Raw genomic sequence first — 16,766 nt, 5'->3', positions numbered from 1 at the left:
CCTCAGGCCCCCACATCCTTGACCTTCACCAGCGCGCGGCCCGCGCAGATGACGGTGCTGTCGGGCGCGGTGCAGCTTGCCCAGAGGTCGACCAGGTGCTTATCGGGCCTTACCTTCGTCACCTCGACCGTCGCGGTCAGGTCCGTGTTCAGCGGCGCGGGGGCGCGGAAATCCAGCTCCTGTTTGAGGTAGTTGGTCCCCGACCCCGGCAGGCGCACCCCCAGAAGGTAGGAGAACAGCGCCGCGATCAGCGGCTCGGGCACATGTGGCCCCGGCGCGGCCCCGGCCAGATCGGCGAACTCCGTCAGGTCGGCCTCCGTGTAGCTGCGCGTCACCTCGGCGCGATCGCCCACCTGCATCACGCCACCTCCGTTTCGGCCAGCAAGAGCTCGGCATCGTCGGCGCGGCGGAAGGCGCGCAAGGTCAGCGTGCCGGGCACATCGCCGGTCACGCGCAGCACCACCTCCTCGCCCGCGTAGCAGGGGTTGGGGAACATCATCGCCTGGTTGATCTGCCGCAGGCCGGGGGTGTGGCGCTGCACCATGCCCCAGAATTTCGCGTAGATCAGCATGCCGTGGCTGACGGTGCGGCCAAAGCCCGTGCGTGCCGCGAAATCCTCATCGACATGGATCGCATTGTCATCGCCCGAGACCGCCGCGAAGGCGTCGAACTCGGCCTGCGTCGGCAGCCAGGTTTCCGTCAGATCAAGCATCGAAAAGCCTCCTCAACTCGGGCTTGCGGATTTTTCCGGCGGCGGTGCGGGGGAAGTCCCCGACCAGCCGCAGATGGGCAGGCACCTTGTAACCCGCCAGCCTCTCCCGGCACCAGGAACGCAAAGCCTCCGCCTCCAGTTCCGCGCCGGGGCGCAGCAGGACGAAGGCGGCGCCGGTCTCGCCCCATTTCTTGTCCGGCACGCCGATCACGGCAACCTCCAGGATCGCGGGATGCGTGTCCAGCACCCGCTCGACCTCCGCCGGATAGACGTTTTCGCCGCCCGAGATGAACATGTCCTTGATCCGGTCGACGATGTAGTAATATCCCTCCGCGTCGCGCCGCCCGACATCGCCGGTGGCCAGCCAGCCATCCTCGGTAGAGGCCGCCGCCGTCGCCTCCGGGTTCTCGTAGTAGCCGGGCGTGATGTTCGGCCCGCGCAGCTGCAATTCGCCCTCGCCGGGGCTGCCCTCCGCGACCCCCGCCAGCCGCACCTCAGTCAAGACCTGCGCCTTGCCGACCGAGCCGATCTTCTCCGAGGCATGGTCCGGGTCCATCAGGAACACGGTCGGCCCGGTCTCGGTCATGCCCATCCCGTTCAGCACGTCGAGGCCGCGTTCGGCGAAGAACCGGATCAGCGGCTCGGACAGGGGCGCTCCGCCGCAGCCACAGCGCACGCCGCGCCAGTCGATGCGGTCGATGCCCTCGGTCAGCGAAAACGCCTGGTAGATCGCGGGCACGCCGAAGAACTGCGTCACCGCGCCCTGGCCGATCAGGTGCAGCAGGGTGGCGGGCTCGAACCTCGGCAGGATGGTCGAGGAAGCACCATTGAGGAACACCGGCAGCGTGTAGAGGTTGATCCCCGCGGTATGAAAAAGCGGCAGGAAATTCACCGAGCGGTCGGCCCCGGTCAGCCCGATCGCCTGGCCGATATTGATCGCATTGGCCCAGGCCATGCGCGCCGTCTGGATCACCGCCTTGGGCCGCCCCGTGGTGCCGGAGGAAAACAGCAGATACCAGGGCCGTGTCGCCGGGATCTGGTCCCGCAACGCAGGCCCGCCCGCGTCGATCCAGTCTGCCAGCCCGTCCTCGATGCCGATGGTCTGCGCGCCGATGGCCCCGGCAACCTCACCCGCCAGCGCCGCATGGTCCGCGTCATGCAAGATCGCCTTGACCCCGATGGGCCCAAGCGTGTCGGCCAGTTCCGGCGCGGGTTGGCGCCAGTTCAGCGGGCAGAGGATCACGCCCGCCTTCTGGCAGGCAAAGAGCGTCAGGAAGACCTCGACCCGATTGAGGCACAGGATCGCCAGCCGGTCGCCCGCCGTGATCCCCTGCACCTGCAGCCCCTCGGCAATCGCATCGGCGGCGGCGTTGACCTCTGCGAAGCTCCAGTCCCGGCCCCGGTCGTGGAAGGCCAGCGCATCCGGGGCGATCTCGGCCCGTTTCAGGGCCATGTCGGGGATGTGGTCAAGCATCCGCCCGCGCCCCTTCGCCCAGGAACCGCGCCATGCCCTCGCGTGTCTCGGGTCGTCCGATCAAGGCACGAAAGGCCCGCGTCTCCGCCTCCAGCCGCGCCGTTAACGCCGCCACCCGCGCACCGTCCCAGATCAGCCGCTTTGCCGCCAGCGCGGGCGCGATCCTCATCCCGGTCAGCATCTCCGCCGCGCGGTCTTCCGGCGCGTCCTGTACCTCGCGCGCCAGCCCCGCCTGCACCAGATCCGCCGCCGAAGCCCGCGCATCGGACAGGAGCCAATCTTGCGCCGCGCCCGCGCCGATCCGCTCGGGCAGCAGCGCGGTCCAGCCGCCATCGGGGGCAAAGCCCACCTGCGCGTAGTAGGGCTGCACGAAGGCATCCGGCGCCAACACGGCCAGGTCGCTGGCAAAGAGCAGCCCCGCCGCGCCGCCCGTGATCGCGCCCCGCGCGGCGATGGCGAAGATCACCGGCATCTCGACCATCCGCCGCAGCGCATCCTGCAACAGCGGCACCACCGCGTCGGCATGGGCCTCGGGGTTTGCCGCCCGGAAGAACGCCGCCACATCGCCGCCCGAACAGAAGTTCCGCCCGCCCGCGATCACCGCCCGATCCGCGTCGGAGGCGTCCAGCGCATCCAGCCCCGCATGAAACTCGCGCAATATCCCCGGCTCAAGCGCATTGGCGCGCGGCCCGCACAGGGTCAGGCGAAAGACGCCCTCCGCCCCGGCCTCGGCCCGCACCTTCATGGCGCGAGGCCCCGGCAGATCATGCGATGCGCCTCCGCGACGACATGCTCGATATCGGGGGCGTCGTCCCACAGCACGAACCGGTCGCCAAGCGCCTTGGCCATGCCCATCAGCGCCCAGGCCCGGACCTCGGCATTGCCGGGGCTGACCTCGCCGCGCGCCTCGGCCTCGCGCAGGCCGGTGGCGTAGCCTTCCGCAAAGCCCGAGAAATAATCCTGATAGGCCTCCGGGTCGGCAAAGCGCGCCTCCTCGACGATGCGGTAAAGCGCCGGGCGCGCGGCGACGAAGCGCAGGAACGCCTCCAGCCCCGCGCGTTCCGCCGACAGCCGGTCGGGCGCCTTGGCGATGGCCCCGGCCACCTGCGCCCTCGTGGCATGGCCCATCTCCTGCACCAGTTCGCGGAACAACTCTTCCTTGCTGGCGAAATAGATATAGAATGTGCCAAGCGCCGTCTCCGCCCCGCGCGTAATGTCGGCGATGGAGGCGGCAGAGAACCCGCGCGCGCCGATCACCTGCTCGGCCGCGTCCAGGATCTGCGCCCGCCGGGCCTGACCCCGCTTGGTCTTGGGAAGGGTGGGTTTGTCCATGGATACATGAATACTGATTCATGTTTCATTTGGCAAGCCGTCACAGCGCGTGTCGCAAAGAGGCAAGACCGCCCCGCGCCTTGCATGGCTGGCTGGACGCGGAACCGAAGCAAAGAGTGGCCCCCGATGTCCCGCGATCCCCTGCTGCACCCCTACACGCTCAAGCACCTGACCCTGAAGAACCGGGTGATGACCACAAGCCATGAGCCCGCCTATCCCGAGGACGGGATGCCCAAGGACCGCTACCGCGCCTATCACGCAGAACGCGCCCGCGCGGGCGTGGCGCTGACCATGACCGCCGGATCCGCCATCGTCAGCCGCGACAGCCCGCCCGCCTTCACCAATGTGTTGGCCTACAAGGACGAGGTCGTGCCGTGGATGGCGAAGCTGACCGATGCCTGCCACGACCACGGCTGCGCGGTGATGATCCAGTTGACCCATCTGGGCCGCCGCACGCGGTGGGACAAGGGCGACTGGCTGCCGTCCCTCGCCGCCGCGCAGGACCGCGAACCGGCGCACCGGGCCTCTCCCAAACTGCTGGAGGAGTGGGACATCGCGCGCATCATCACGGATTACGCCGACGCCGCCGAACGGATGCAGGCGGCGGGGTTGGACGGGATCGAGCTTGAGGCCTATGGCCACCTGATGGACCAGGTCTGGTCGCCGCTGACCAACGATCTGGACCCGCCCTATGGCGGCTCGCTGGAGAACCGGATGCGCTTCGGGCTGGAGGTGATCGACGCCATCCGCGCCCGCGTGGGCCCCGATTTCATCGTCGGCATCCGCTACGCGGCGGATGAGGCGCAGGCGGGCGGCATCACACCCGAGGAAGGCTTGCAGATCGGCCATCGCCTCAAGGACACGGGCCAGGTCGATTTCCTCAACATCATCCGGGGCCGCGTCCATACCGACCCGGCGCTGACCGACGTGATCCCGGTGCAGGGCATGCGATCGGCCCCGCATCTGGATTTCGCCGGTCGCGTGCGTGCCGAGATCGGGCTCCCCACCTTTCACGCTGCGCGCATCCCCGATGTGGCCACCGCCCGCCATGCGATCTCCTCCGGCCTGCTCGACATGGTCGGCATGACCCGCGCCCATATGGCCGATCCGCATATCGTGCAGAAGGTGATCGAGGGGCGCGAGGATGATATTCGCCCCTGCGTCGGTGCCACCTATTGCCTCGACCGCATCTACCAGGGCGGCGAGGCGCTCTGCATCCACAACCCGTCGACGGGCCGCGAACTGTCCCTGCCGCATCTCATCCCGCCCGCCGGAACGCGCAAGAAAGCGGTCATCGTCGGCGCAGGCCCCGGCGGGTTGGAGGCCGCGCGGGTGGCGGCGGAGCGTGGCCATGTCGTGACCGTGCTGGAGGCCGCCGCCGACCCCGGAGGCCAGATCCGCCTGACCGCGCAAACCCTGCGCCGGGCCGAGATGATCGGCATCATCGACTGGCGCATGGCCCAATGCGCCGCCCGCGATGTCGCCTTCCGCTTCAACAGTTTCGCCGAAGCCGACGACGTAACCGACCTCGCCCCCGACATGGTGGTGATCGCCACCGGCGGCATGCCCGAAGTGAGCGTGCTGGAGGAAGGCAACGACCTCGCCGCGACCGGCTGGGATATCCTCGCGGGCGATGTGAAGCCAGGCGCGGATGTGCTGATCTATGACGAGGCGGGCGATCATGTCTCCCTGCAAGCCGCCGAACTGATCGCCGCGACCGGGGCACGGGTCGAGATCATGACCCGTGACCGCAGTTTCTCGCCCGAGGTGATGGGCATGAACCTGGTCCCCTATATGCGGACGCTCCAGGCGCAGGACGTGGGCTTCACCGTCACCCGTCGCCTCAAGGGGATAACGCGCAATGGCAACCGCCTGTCTGCCCGGATCGGCACCGATTATTCGGATCATGAGGACATGCGCGATTACGACCAGGTCATCGTCAACCAGGGCACCACGCCGCTCGCCGATCTCTATTTTGACCTGAAACCGCTCTCCCGCAACCTCGGCGCGGTGGATCACGGCGCGCTGGTCTCGGGGCAGGGCGCGCTCTTCCCCGACCGGAACCCCGAGGGCGCGTTCACCCTCTACCGCATCGGCGATGCCGTCTCGGCGCGCAACACGCACGCCGCGATCTACGAGGCGATGCGGATGGGCGTGCGCTGGTAACGCGGGCCTTGCACATCCCGCAGGCTCCGGGCCAAAATCCCTGACGAAGGATTTTCCCCCACCCGGAACAGGCGCCGCGCATCCCATGACCATCGCCCAATGGCTCCAGGCCACCGCCGAGGCCCACCCCGCGCGCCCCGCCCTCTATCTGGGTCATGATCTTATAGAAGATTATGCAGGCTTTCACGCCGCTGCTGCCCGTGTCGCCGCCGCGCTGGTCGGGATGGGCGTCACCCCCGGCGACCGGGTCGCGCTGTTCCTTAAAAACACGCCCGACTACCTGATCGCGCTTTTCGGGGCCTGGTTTGCCGGGGCCGCCGTGGTTCCCGTCAACGCCAAGTTGCACCCCGCCGAGGTCGCCTGGATCCTCTCCAATGCCGGCGCGCGTCTCTGTTTCGCCTCGCCCGATCTGGCCCACGGCCTGCCCGCCCTGACCGACGCGCAGATCCTCACCGAGGTGCCGCAAGCCGCGCCCCTCGCCGCGCCGGTCCCGCGCGCGCCCGACGATCTGGCCTGGCTCTTCTACACCTCCGGCACCACCGGGCGGCCCAAGGGCGTCATCATCACGCATCACATGCTCACCGCGATGAGCGACAGCTACCTGACGGATGTCGACCAGGTCCGCGCGCAGGACGCCGCGCTCTACGCCGCCCCCCTCAGCCATGGCGCGGGGCTCTATTCCATGCTGCATGTGCGGGCAGGCGCCCGCCATATCTTCCCGCCCTCCGCGGGCTTCGATCCGGCCGAGATCCTCTCGCTCGCCCGCCATCACGGCAACATCCACATGTTCGCCGCCCCCACCATGGTCAAGCGCCTGACCGACCATGCGCGGGCGGCGGATGATCCCGGCACGGGCCTGCGCAGCGTGATCTACGCGGGCGGGCCGATGTACCTGGCCGACATCATCGCCGCGACCGATCATTTCGGGGATATCTTCATCCAGATCTACGGCCAGGGCGAATGCCCGATGGCGATCACCGCGCTGTCGCGTCACGATGTTGCCGACCGCAGCCATCCGCGCTGGCGCCAGCGTCTCGCCTCGGTCGGACGCGCGCAGACCGGCGTGCAGGTCCGCGTCGATGCACCTCCGGGCGAGACCGGCGAGATCCTTGTGCGCGGCACCCCTGTGATGCCGGGTTATTGGCGGAACGCACAGGCCACCGCGACCACGCTGCAAGACGGCTGGCTGCATACCGGCGATATGGGGTATCTCGATGCCGACGGCTACCTGACGCTTCAGGACCGCTCGAAGGACATGATCATCTCGGGCGGCTCCAACATCTACCCGCGCGAGGTCGAGGAGGTGCTCTTGCAACACGCCCGCGTCACCGAGGCCGCCGTCATCGGCCTGCCCCATCCCGACTGGGGCGAGGAGGTGGTGGCCTTCATCGTGGGCGACGCGACGGCGCAGGAGCTGGACGATCTCTGCCTCAGCCAGATCGCCCGCTTCAAACGCCCCAAGCGCTATCGCCATGTCGCTGGCCTGCCCAAGAACAACTATGGCAAGGTGCTGAAAACCGAGCTGCGCACATGGAGGGAGACAGACCCATGACCGACCTCACCGGAAAGACCGCCCTTGTCACCGGATCCTTGCAAGGCATCGGGCTGGCCATCGCCACGGCGCTCGCAGGCGCGGGCGCGCGCATCGCCGTGCACGGGATCGGCGGCGACGCGCAGATCCACGAGGTGTGCGAAGGGTTGCGCGCCGCCGGCAGCCCGCAGGCCGAATTCTTCGCGGGCGACCTGCGCCAGCCCGACCGGATCGACGCGCTGATGGAGGCGGTCGGCGCCTGGGGCGGGGCCGACATCCTGGTCAATAACGCAGGCATCCAGCAGACTGGCCCGCTGGCCGACATGCCGCGCGACGCCTGGGACGCGATCCTGGCCGTCAACCTCTCCGCCGCCTTCCACACCATGCAGGCGGCACTGCCCGTCATGGCGGATCGCGGCTATGGACGGGTCGTCAATATCGCGTCGGTGCAGGGGCTGGTGGGCTCGATCCACAAGGGGCCATACGTCGCCGCGAAACACGGGCTCGTGGGCCTCTCCAAGGTGGCGGCGCTGGAATATGCCGCCGTTGGCTCGGCACGCACGGGTGGCGTCACCGTCAACTGCATCTGCCCCGGCTGGACCGAGACCACGCTGATCGCCCCGCAGATCGAGGCCCGCGCCGAGGCCCTCAGTGGCGACCGCGACAAGGCCATCGCCGATCTTCTCTCCGAGAAACAACCCTCGCGCCGCATGTCCGACCCGTCCGAGATCGGCGCGCTGGCGCTCTGGCTCTGCGATCCCGTGGCCCATAACGTCACCGGCACCACGATCCCGGTCGATGGGGGCTGGACGGTGCAGTAGCCGCGCCATTGACGGGCCGGGGACTGTCGATCCGACATCAGTGTTTCGCGCTTTATCTCAGCCAAACCCGTCCGACCCGGATACCGCGCGCTGGCCTCACCCAATCGACAGGCCGCCGGACGGCCCGTCGATGGCGCGGCGGCTTCGCCTTGATTCCGCGCCGGGACAGATTAACCCCGCGCCGCCACCGCCATCGTCTTCAGCACCGCGAACAGCCGTTTCCCAGGCTCCAGCCCCAGCCGTCTGACCGACCGCTTGGTGATCCGCGCCATCAACCTGTGCCCATCATGATCCAGCGCCACCAGCGCGCCCGATCCCGGCCCCGCCCGCACCTCGCGCACCGTCACCGGCAGGATGTTCAGCGCCGAGATGCCCTGCGGCTCCGTCTCGCTCAACATCACGTCACGCGCGTCGATGCGCAGCCGCAGCCTGTGGCCCAACTCACCGGCCTGACCCGGCAGCCAGAGGGGGGTGCCGCCAAGCCGCAACTCGGTCAGCCCGTCGCGCGCGTCATAGCCCGCGATACTCACCTCCAGCACGGCGGCCGCCATGTCGCGGCTGATCTCGGGGGCCATGCCTTCACCGGCAAAGACCTGCGCCACCGGCCCGAGCGCCTGCATCTGCCCCCCGCGCAGCAGCATCACCTGGTCGGCCAGTTGCGCGACCTCCTCGACATCGTGACTGACATAGAGGATGGGCAGGCGGGCCTCGTCGCGCAGGCGCTCGAAATAGGGCATCAACTCCTGTTTGCGCGCCCGGTCCAGCGCCGAAAGCGGCTCATCCATCAAGAGCAACTCGGGGTCCGACAGCAGCGCGCGGCCAAGTGCGACCCGCTGCGCCTCGCCGCCCGAAAGCGTGCCGGGCGCGCGGGTCATCAGCGCGCCAAGCCCCAGAAGATCGACCATATCGGCCAACCCGTCGCGGGACTTCGCGCCGTAAAGCAGGTTCCGCTCCACGCTCAGATGTGGAAACAGGCGCGCCTCCTGGAACACCACCGCGACACGGCGCTTGGCGGGCGGCAGGAAGACGCCCGCCCCGGTATCCACCAACACGCGGCCATTGACGCAAACCCGCCCCGCATCGGGCCGGATCAGCCCCGCAACGATGTTCAGCACGGTCGTCTTGCCCGCGCCAGACGGCCCGAAAACGGCGGTCAGCCCGCCCTTTACCTCGGCCTCCACCCGCAGGGTCAGCCCGTCGAACCCATGCGTGATGTCGATCTCGACGTTCACCGCCCCAGCCTCCGGCGCATCCGCGCGGCCAGAAGCTCCGAGGCAATCAGCGCCCCCGCCGACAGCAGGATCGACACCACGATCAGCCGCAGCGCAGCGCCCTCCTGTCCCGGCACTTGCAGGAAGGTGTAGATCGCGGTCGGCACGGTCTGGGTCTGGCCGGGGATGTTGGAGACGAAGGTGATCGTCGCGCCGAACTCGCCCATCGCCTTGGCGAACCCGAGGATCGCGCCCGCCGCGATACCCGGCGCCATCAGGGGCAGGGTGATGGTCAGGTAGACGCGCGCGCGGGACGCCCCGAGCGTGCCCGCCGCATCCTCAAGCCGCCCGTCCACCGCCTCCAGCGCCAGCCGCACCGCGCGCACCATCAGCGGAAAGCCCATGATCGCGCCCGCCAGCGCGGCGCCGGTCCAGCGAAAGGCGAATTCCACCCCGAAGAGGGCGAAGAACCGGCCCAAGGGCCCTTGCGTGCCGAAAAGCACCAGCAGCAGGTAGCCGGTGACGACGGGCGGCATGAGGAGCGGCAGGTGAACCGCGAGGTTCAGCGCCGATTTGCCCCAGAACCGCCCCCGCGCCAGCGCCTGCGCGGTGATCAGCGCCAGCGGCAGGCTCAGCACCGTGGCCCAGAACGACACTTTCAGCGACAGCGCCACCGCGCCCCATTCCGCCTCGCCCAGGCCAAGCATCACGGCGTGACCCCGGAAAAGCCCTGCGCCCGGAACGCCTCCAGCGCCTCCGGGCCGGACAGGTAGTCGAACAGGGCCGCGCGCCCCGGATGCGGCCCCCGTGCCACCATCGCCAGCGGGTAGGCGATGGGATCATGCAGGTCGGCAGGCACCTCCGCTTCTACCGCCAAACCGGGATCGGCGGCCACATCGGTGGCATAGATCAACGCCCGCGCGACCTCGCCCCGTGCGGCGAGTGCCGCCGCCACCCGCGTGTTCTCGGTCTGCACCAGATACGGCAAGACCCGATCCCATTGCCCCAACGCCTGCAACGCCTGCCGCGCGTAGATGCCGACCGGCACCGCCTCGACGAAGCCGGTGGCGATGCGGGCATCCTCGGGCAATGCCGCCAGCGCCGCCTCGATCCCGCCGGGCGAGATCTCCCCCTCCCGGCCCGCCAGCACCAGCGTATTGGACAGCACCACCCGCGCCGCGCCGTCCAGCAACTCGCGCGCTTCCAGATAGGCGGCCCAGTCCGCATTCGCGCCGAAGAACAGATCGGCTCTTGCGCCTGCCTCAATCTGGCGGGCCAGCGTCGCGGTGCCTGCATAGGAGACCGTGACCGGCGCGCCCTGCCATCCCTGCAGCGCGGCCTCCAGCCCCTGCCGCAGGCTGGACGCGGCAAAGACCAGGATCGCCTCCGAGGCCGCCACGGGGCGGACAACAAGCGGCGCGGCCAGCAGGCCTAGCATCGTGCGGCGGGTCAGGTCCATGGCGGCACATTCCATGAGGCGCCCCCCGCACGCAAGCGTGTCGTGCGGGAGGCGCACGCAACCATGTCGTGCGGGAGGCGCACGCTGGCGCGACCTGCGGGGCGCGCGCACGCAAGCGTGACGTGCATCCGCGCCACAAAGCGCGAATTCCCCGGCCCCCTGCCTTGTTCGCCCCCCCCGCGCACTCTACATCGCATCCCATGAAGCGCTTTATCCCCTTTGTCTCCGGCCCGCCCCTCGTCGCCGTGATCCGCCTGCATGGCGTGATCGCCTCGGGCGCGAAACCCGGCACGCTCAATGACGCGACGCTGGCCCCGCTGATCGAAAAGGCGTTCCGCAAGGGCAAGCCCAAGGCGGTGGCGCTCCTGATCAACTCGCCCGGTGGCTCGCCGGTGCAGTCCTCGCTGATTGCCGCGCGCATCCGCGGGATTGCGGATGAACACGACATTCCCGTCCATGCCTTCGTCGAGGATGTGGCGGCCTCGGGCGGCTATTGGCTGGCCTGCGCGGGCGATCATATCTGGCTCGATGACAGCTCGATCACTGGGTCGATCGGCGTGATCTCGGCCAGCTTCGGCTTTGACAAGCTAATGGCGCATCACGGCATCGACCGGCGCGTGCATACCGCCGGCAAGGACAAATCCATGCTCGACCCCTTCCGCCCCGAGCGCGAGGAGGACGTGACCCGCCTGAAGGATCTGCAGCGCCAGATCCACGACAGTTTCATCGCCCATGTGAAGGCGCGGCGCGGATCGCGCCTGACCGGCGAAGACCTCTTTACCGGCGAGATCTGGGTCGGGCAGGGCGCGGTCGACCTTGGGCTGGCCGATGGCATCGCGCATGTGCAGCCCAAGATGAAGGAGATCTTCGGGGACGACGTGAGGTTCAGCCGCTATGGCCCCAAACGGGGCCTCTTCGCCCGGTTCGGCGCGCAGATCGTCGGCGATGCGCTGGCCCAGATCGAGGATCGCGCCGCATGGGCGCGGTTCGGGCTGTGACGCGATGATCATCAAGATCGCCACATTCTTCCTCATCGGCATGGCCGTGCTGGCCATGTTCGGACGATTGCGCTGGCCCGGTGGCGCGCGTCGCCGCCGCGACCTGCCGAAACCCACCACCTGCGCCCGCTGTGGCCAGATCAACCTGACCGGCGGGCGCTGCCCGACCTGCGACGAAGGACGCGGCTGAATTGCTGATCACCGAGTTTCTGCTGGCGGGCCTCGGCCTGGTGATCTTGTTGCTTGCGGGCGACACGCTGGTGCGCGGCGCGGTCAACCTGTCCCTGCGCCTCGGCATCCCCGCGATGATCGTCAGCCTCACGATTGTCGCCTTCGGCACCTCCGCGCCCGAGCTTCTGATCTCGGTCAATGCCATCCTCGACGGGGTGCCGGGGCTGGCGCTTGGCAACGTGGTGGGGTCGAACACCGCCAATATCCTGCTGGTCCTGGGGATCCCTGCGCTGATCTCGGGGCTCGATACGCGCGACTGCGACACGCGGCACGATTTCCAGATCATGATCGCGGCGACCTTCCTCTTCATCGCGCTGGCCTTCGCGGGGCCCTTCACATGGTGGCACGGTCTGATCCTGCTGGCCGGGCTGGCCCTGATGCTGTCCCGCGCCTTCCTGTCCGCGCGCAACCACAAGCGCGCCGGGAAACGCGCCGCGGCGCAGGCCGAAGACCTGGAGGAGGTCGAGGGCGCCGACCCCGACATGCCCTGGTGGAAGATCGCGCTCTACCTCGTGCTCGGCCTGGTCGGCCTGCCGCTTGGGGCGGATATCCTGGTCGATGCCTCCGTCACCATCGCGCGCAGCTTCGGCGTCAGCGAGACCGCCATCGGCCTGACGCTGGTGGCCGCCGGCACCTCGCTGCCCGAGCTTGCGACCACCGTGATGGCCGCGATCCGCCGCCATGCCGAGGTGGCGCTTGGCAATGTGATCGGCTCGAACATCTTCAACCTTCTGGGCATCATCGGCGTTGCCGCGCTGGTCGGGCCGATCCCGGTCGATAGCGGCATCCTGCGCTATGACCTCTGGGTGATGCTGGCCGCCTCGCTGCTGCTGATCCCGTTCGTCTACATGAAATGGGTCATGGGTCGGGCTGTGGGCCTGGTGCTGTCGGCGCTCTATGTCACCTATGTGGTGATGGTCTTCACCTGATCACCGGCAGAACGGGGTTAACAGGGCGGAGTCCGGTCCTTTTTTCGGGGCCTCCGGTCCACTTGTCCACCGGTTAACATGGGGTAACAGTCCTGTGACAGTTCCATGACTGCAACGCCCCACAGGGTGCGGCAAAGAAAATTCAGCAATAAAATCAGTAAGTTAAAAATATGCTCAAAAATTAGGCAAATCACGGAAAGCTGCCGAAAACAACGATTTTTTCTGCCTGCCCAAGATTTATCCTAAAGGTTATCCACAGAAACCGTTGATACTATTTAACTTGATCAGGATTGCCGGGCGTTGCAGGCCGCAAGGGAATCGATTCAGATTGGTAACAATGCCCGAAACCGACCCAGAACCGCGCCTTTCCGGCCATGAGGCCATCGCCGCCTTCGCCCGCACGCTGGACAATTCCCCCGGCGTCTACCGGATGCTCGATGCCGAGGCGCGGGTGCTTTATGTCGGCAAGGCGCGCAACCTGAAAAAGCGCGTCTCGAACTACGCCAAGCCCTCGGGTCATTCCCCCCGCATCGCCCGGATGATCTCGGAAACGGTCGAGATGATGGTGCTGACCACGCGCACCGAGACCGAGGCGCTGCTCTTGGAACAGAACCTCATCAAGCAGCTCAAGCCGCGCTACAACGTGCTCTTGCGCGACGACAAGAGCTTTCCGAATATCCTTGTGTCCCGCTCGCACGACTATCCGCAGATCAAGAAACATCGCGGCGCGCGCAAGGAAAAGGGCAGCTATTTCGGCCCCTTCGCCAGCGCCGACGCGGTCAATCGCACGCTGAACCAGCTGCAAAAGGTGTTCCTCTTGCGCAACTGCTCGGACGCGACCTTCGACAGCCGCACGCGCCCCTGCCTTCTCTACCAGATCAAGCGCTGCTCGGGGCCTTGCGTCGGGCTGATTTCGCGTGACGATTACCTCGCCTCGGTCAAGGATGCCGAGAATTTCCTTTCCGGCAAATCCGCCAAGATTCAGGAGGTGCTGGCCAGCGAGATGCAGGACGCCTCCGAAGCGATGGAGTTCGAGCGCGCCGCCGCCCTGCGCGACCGCATCCGCGCGCTGACCGTGGTGCAGGGCGCGCAAGGCATCAACCCGCGCGGGGTGGCCGAGGCCGACGTGATCGCGCTGCATATGGAGGGCGGGCAGGCCTGCGTTCAGGTCTTCTTCATCCGCGCCAACCAGAACTGGGGCAACCGCGATTTCTACCCCCGCACCGGCTCGGGCGCGGGTGAGGCCGAGGTGCTCGAGGCGTTTCTCGGCCAGTTCTACGATACGAAAATTCCGCCCCGTCAGGTGATCCTGTCTCACGCGATCGAAAACGATGACCTGATGGCCGACGCGCTCGGCGAGAAACTGGGCCGCAAGGTCGAGATCGTGGTGCCCTTGAGGGGCGAGAAGATGGAGCTTGTCGCGGGCGCCGCAAGAAACGCCCGTGAAAGCCTCGCCCGCAAGATGAGCGAGGCGGCAACGCAAGGAAAGCTGCTCAAAGGTCTGGCCGACGCCTTCGGGCTGGAGACCGTGCCGCAGCGGATCGAGGTCTATGACAACAGCCACATCCAGGGCACCAACGCCGTCGGCGGCATGATCGTGGCGGGGCCGGAGGGGTTCCTGAAAAGCCAGTATCGCAAGTTCAACATCAAGGGCGACAGCCTGACACCGGGCGATGATTTCGGCATGATGAAGGAGGTCTTGAGCCGCCGTTTCAAGCGGCTGCTCAAGGAAGACCCGGACCGGCAGGGCGATACCTGGCCCGACCTTCTGCTGATCGACGGCGGCGCGGGGCAGGTCAGCGCGGTGGCCGAGATCATGGCCGATCTGGGAGTCGAGGGCGTGCCCTTCATCGGTGTCGCCAAGGGCATCGACCGCGACGCGGGCAAGGAGGAGTTTCACCGCCCCGGCCAGCGCCCCTTTGCCCTGAAACGCAACGACCCCGTGCTCTATTTCATCCAGCGCCTGCGTGACGAGGCGCACCGTTTCGCCATCGGCACGCATCGCGCCAAACGCGCCAAATCGGTCGCCGCGACGCCGCTTGACGACGTGCCGGGCGTGGGTGCCACCCGCAAGCGCGCGCTCCTGTCGCATTTCGGCAGCGCCAAGGCCGTTTCCCGCGCCGACCTCGCCGATCTCAAGGCGGTCGAGGGCATTTCCGGCGCGCTGGCCGAGACCATCTACGACTATTTCCACGAGCGCGGCTAAAGCGGGATTCTGCCCGCTGCGGCATAAGGTTGCTTCCCTGTCCCGCCCCGACAGGTTAAGCCTGTGCCATGCGTTGGACCTTGCCGAACCTGCTGACCGTTTCGCGGATGATCGCCGCCCCCGGCGTGGCGGTGATCTTCCTGATATTGCCCCGTCCCTACGCCGATTGGGTGGCGCTGATCCTCTTTGTCAGCGCGGCGATCACCGACTGGATCGACGGCTACCTGGCGCGGCTCTGGAAACAGCACAGCCGCTTCGGCGCAATGCTGGACCCGATCGCCGACAAGGCCATGGTGGTCATTGCGCTCGCCACCCTGATGGGGCTTTTCGGCTTCAACACCTGGCTGATCATCCCGGTCTCGGCGATCCTCTTCCGCGAGGTGTTTGTGTCGGGTCTGCGCGAATATCTCGGCCATGCGGCGGCGTCGCTCAAGGTCACCAGGCTGGCCAAATGGAAGACCACGGCGCAGATGATCGCCATCGCGGTGCTGTTTTCCTTCGGCATTTTCGAACATAATTTCGGCATGAACATCATCGGCATGGATGCCGAGATCGTGGCGGGCATATTTGCCGGCGAGATCGAGGATGAATTCGGCCTGGTCTGGCTCAGCAATGGCGCGGCCCTGGCCTATTGGGGTGGCACCGGGTTGCTCTGGTTCGCCGCCGCGCTGACGCTCTTGACCGGGGCCGATTACCTGATGAAGGCCATGCCGCACCTGAGGGATGACCCGAATGATTGAGCTGCGATATTTCGCCTGGCTGCGCGAGCGCGTCGGCACCGGCCATGAACGGATCGAGACGGATGCCCGCACGGTGGCCGAGCTGATGTCGGAACTGGCCGCCCGCGACGAGGGCTATGCGCTGGCCTTCTCCGACCCCTCCACGATCCGCGCCGCCGTGGATCAGGAACTGGCCGATCTGGACGCCCCGATCGAGGGCGCGCGGGAGGTTGCGTTCTTCCCGCCGATGACGGGGGGCTAGGGGCAATGGATATCCGGGTGCAGGCCGGGGCCTTCGACATGGGGGCCGAGCTGAACAGCTTCGCCGCCGCGCAGTCCGGCGCGGGCGCGGTGGTCAGCTTCACCGGCATCACGCGTGACCTGGCTGAGGGCGGGCTGGAGCGGATGGAGATCGAGCATTATCCCGGCATGACCGAAAGGGCGCTGGCCGAGATCGCGGCAGAGGCCGAGGCACGCTGGCAACTGGCCGGCAGCCTGATCCTCCACCGCTACGGGCCGCTGACCCCTTCCGATCCGATCATGATGGTGGCCACCGCCGCGCGTCACCGGGGCGATGCCTTCGCGGCGGCGGAATACCTGATGGACTACCTGAAATCCCGCGCGCCGTTCTGGAAGAAGGAAATCACCCAAGCCGGCGCGGAATGGGTGCAGGCGAAGGAGGCCGATGAGGATGCCCTCAGCCGCTGGTCCGATCCGGACGAAAGGGGCTCGTGAGGGGGCTTGGAAACTTGCGGGCCCGCAAGGGCGAAAAGCGGTTCGTGAACGCCGGGGCGTCACACCCGGCGCGCGGTGGTCCGACCGATCTGCCTTGGCCCTGTCGGGGCTGTCTTCGGCAGACCGCGAAAACCTGATTTCCAAAAGGTACCTGTCCGCCACCCTGCCGCAAGACCGTTAACACCGCCCTAACGCAGCCAATAAAAAACCGCCCACATCTTCTTTGTTCCGCAAATATCCCG

At 67.5% G+C, this 16,766-nt stretch carries 18 protein-coding genes; 10 read left to right on the top strand and 8 right to left on the bottom strand.

Going from position 1 to position 16,766, the window contains the following annotated elements; all coding sequences use genetic code 11:
• Positions 1–2 precede the first annotated feature (2 nt).
• The 5 genes from HNS34_RS03595 to HNS34_RS03575 are packed head-to-tail and all read right to left on the bottom strand — an operon-like array spanning position 3 to position 3,518.
• Positions 3–359: a hotdog family protein gene (locus tag HNS34_RS03595; RefSeq protein ID WP_214647412.1), complete on the bottom strand. Its 357-nt coding sequence runs from the start codon at positions 357–359 to the stop codon at positions 3–5.
• Positions 359–712 (bottom strand): MaoC family dehydratase, encoded by a 354-nt coding sequence (locus tag HNS34_RS03590; RefSeq protein ID WP_172318116.1) that lies wholly within the window; start codon positions 710–712, stop codon positions 359–361. The genes HNS34_RS03595 and HNS34_RS03590 overlap by 1 nt, the downstream gene beginning before the upstream one ends.
• Entirely contained in the window at positions 705–2,186 is a 1,482-nt protein-coding gene (locus HNS34_RS03585) for a class I adenylate-forming enzyme family protein (protein ID WP_172318114.1), read from the bottom strand. Before HNS34_RS03585 ends, HNS34_RS03590 begins: the two co-directional genes overlap by 8 nt.
• A complete protein-coding gene (locus HNS34_RS03580) occupies positions 2,179–2,931 on the bottom strand; it encodes an enoyl-CoA hydratase/isomerase family protein (protein WP_172318112.1) in 753 nt (250 codons plus the stop codon). The genes HNS34_RS03585 and HNS34_RS03580 overlap by 8 nt, the downstream gene beginning before the upstream one ends.
• Complete coding sequence (locus HNS34_RS03575) at positions 2,928–3,518, bottom strand: TetR/AcrR family transcriptional regulator (protein ID WP_172318110.1); 591 nt, start codon at positions 3,516–3,518, stop codon at positions 2,928–2,930. The genes HNS34_RS03580 and HNS34_RS03575 overlap by 4 nt, the downstream gene beginning before the upstream one ends.
• A gap of 126 nt (positions 3,519–3,644) precedes the next feature.
• On the opposite strand from HNS34_RS03575, the gene HNS34_RS03570 reads away from it, so the two are divergent.
• From HNS34_RS03570 to HNS34_RS03560, 3 genes are all read left to right on the top strand, one after another.
• Positions 3,645–5,684 carry an NADH:flavin oxidoreductase gene (locus tag HNS34_RS03570; RefSeq protein ID WP_172318108.1) on the top strand — a complete coding sequence of 680 codons (2,040 nt, stop codon included), beginning with the start codon at positions 3,645–3,647 and terminating at the stop codon, positions 5,682–5,684.
• 85 nt (positions 5,685–5,769) lie between these two features.
• Positions 5,770–7,236 carry a class I adenylate-forming enzyme family protein gene (locus HNS34_RS03565; protein WP_172318106.1) on the top strand — a complete coding sequence of 489 codons (1,467 nt, stop codon included), beginning with the start codon at positions 5,770–5,772 and terminating at the stop codon, positions 7,234–7,236.
• The gene (locus tag HNS34_RS03560) at positions 7,233–8,036 is read left to right on the top strand and encodes a 3-hydroxybutyrate dehydrogenase (protein ID WP_172318104.1); all 804 of its coding nucleotides are present in this window, start codon (positions 7,233–7,235) and stop codon (positions 8,034–8,036) included. Before HNS34_RS03565 ends, HNS34_RS03560 begins: the two co-directional genes overlap by 4 nt.
• A 170-nt stretch (positions 8,037–8,206) precedes the next feature.
• On the opposite strand, the gene modC is transcribed toward HNS34_RS03560, so the two are convergent.
• The 3 genes from modC to modA are packed head-to-tail and all read right to left on the bottom strand — an operon-like array spanning position 8,207 to position 10,706.
• A complete protein-coding gene (modC, locus tag HNS34_RS03555; RefSeq protein ID WP_172318102.1) occupies positions 8,207–9,268 on the bottom strand; it encodes a molybdenum ABC transporter ATP-binding protein in 1,062 nt (353 codons plus the stop codon).
• Positions 9,265–9,954: a molybdate ABC transporter permease subunit gene (gene modB / locus HNS34_RS03550; RefSeq protein WP_172318873.1), complete on the bottom strand. Its 690-nt coding sequence runs from the start codon at positions 9,952–9,954 to the stop codon at positions 9,265–9,267. Before modB ends, modC begins: the two co-directional genes overlap by 4 nt.
• Positions 9,954–10,706: a molybdate ABC transporter substrate-binding protein gene (gene modA, locus HNS34_RS03545; protein ID WP_172318100.1), complete on the bottom strand. Its 753-nt coding sequence runs from the start codon at positions 10,704–10,706 to the stop codon at positions 9,954–9,956. Before modA ends, modB begins: the two co-directional genes overlap by 1 nt.
• Positions 10,707–10,906: 200 nt before the next feature.
• Between modA and HNS34_RS03540 the strand changes: the two genes are divergently transcribed.
• The 7 genes from HNS34_RS03540 (at position 10,907) to HNS34_RS03510 (ending at position 16,524) form a co-directional block, all read left to right on the top strand.
• Positions 10,907–11,704, top strand: coding sequence for a S49 family peptidase (locus HNS34_RS03540; RefSeq protein WP_172318098.1), 798 nt, complete (start codon positions 10,907–10,909; stop codon positions 11,702–11,704).
• A 4-nt stretch (positions 11,705–11,708) separates the two neighbouring features.
• Positions 11,709–11,894: a hypothetical protein gene (locus HNS34_RS03535; protein ID WP_172318096.1), complete on the top strand. Its 186-nt coding sequence runs from the start codon at positions 11,709–11,711 to the stop codon at positions 11,892–11,894.
• Between the two features lie 7 nt (positions 11,895–11,901).
• Positions 11,902–12,864: a calcium/sodium antiporter gene (locus HNS34_RS03530; protein WP_172318871.1), complete on the top strand. Its 963-nt coding sequence runs from the start codon at positions 11,902–11,904 to the stop codon at positions 12,862–12,864.
• Between the two features lie 337 nt (positions 12,865–13,201).
• Entirely contained in the window at positions 13,202–15,070 is a 1,869-nt protein-coding gene (gene uvrC, locus HNS34_RS03525) for an excinuclease ABC subunit UvrC (protein ID WP_172318094.1), read from the top strand.
• A 68-nt stretch (positions 15,071–15,138) separates the two neighbouring features.
• Positions 15,139–15,810 carry a CDP-diacylglycerol--glycerol-3-phosphate 3-phosphatidyltransferase gene (gene pgsA / locus HNS34_RS03520; protein ID WP_172318092.1) on the top strand — a complete coding sequence of 224 codons (672 nt, stop codon included), beginning with the start codon at positions 15,139–15,141 and terminating at the stop codon, positions 15,808–15,810.
• Positions 15,803–16,051, top strand: a complete 249-nt coding sequence (gene moaD / locus HNS34_RS03515) for a molybdopterin converting factor subunit 1 (protein WP_172318090.1) — start codon at positions 15,803–15,805, stop codon at positions 16,049–16,051. The genes pgsA and moaD overlap by 8 nt, the downstream gene beginning before the upstream one ends.
• Before the next feature lie 5 nt (positions 16,052–16,056).
• Entirely contained in the window at positions 16,057–16,524 is a 468-nt protein-coding gene (locus tag HNS34_RS03510; RefSeq protein WP_172318088.1) for a molybdenum cofactor biosynthesis protein MoaE, read from the top strand.
• The last annotated feature ends 242 nt before the right edge of the window (positions 16,525–16,766 follow it).

It is taken from the genome of Alterinioella nitratireducens (assembly GCF_013155465.1).
Lineage (GTDB): Bacteria > Pseudomonadota > Alphaproteobacteria > Rhodobacterales > Rhodobacteraceae > Alterinioella > Alterinioella nitratireducens.
This window is presented reverse-complemented; position numbering and strand designations above follow the sequence as displayed.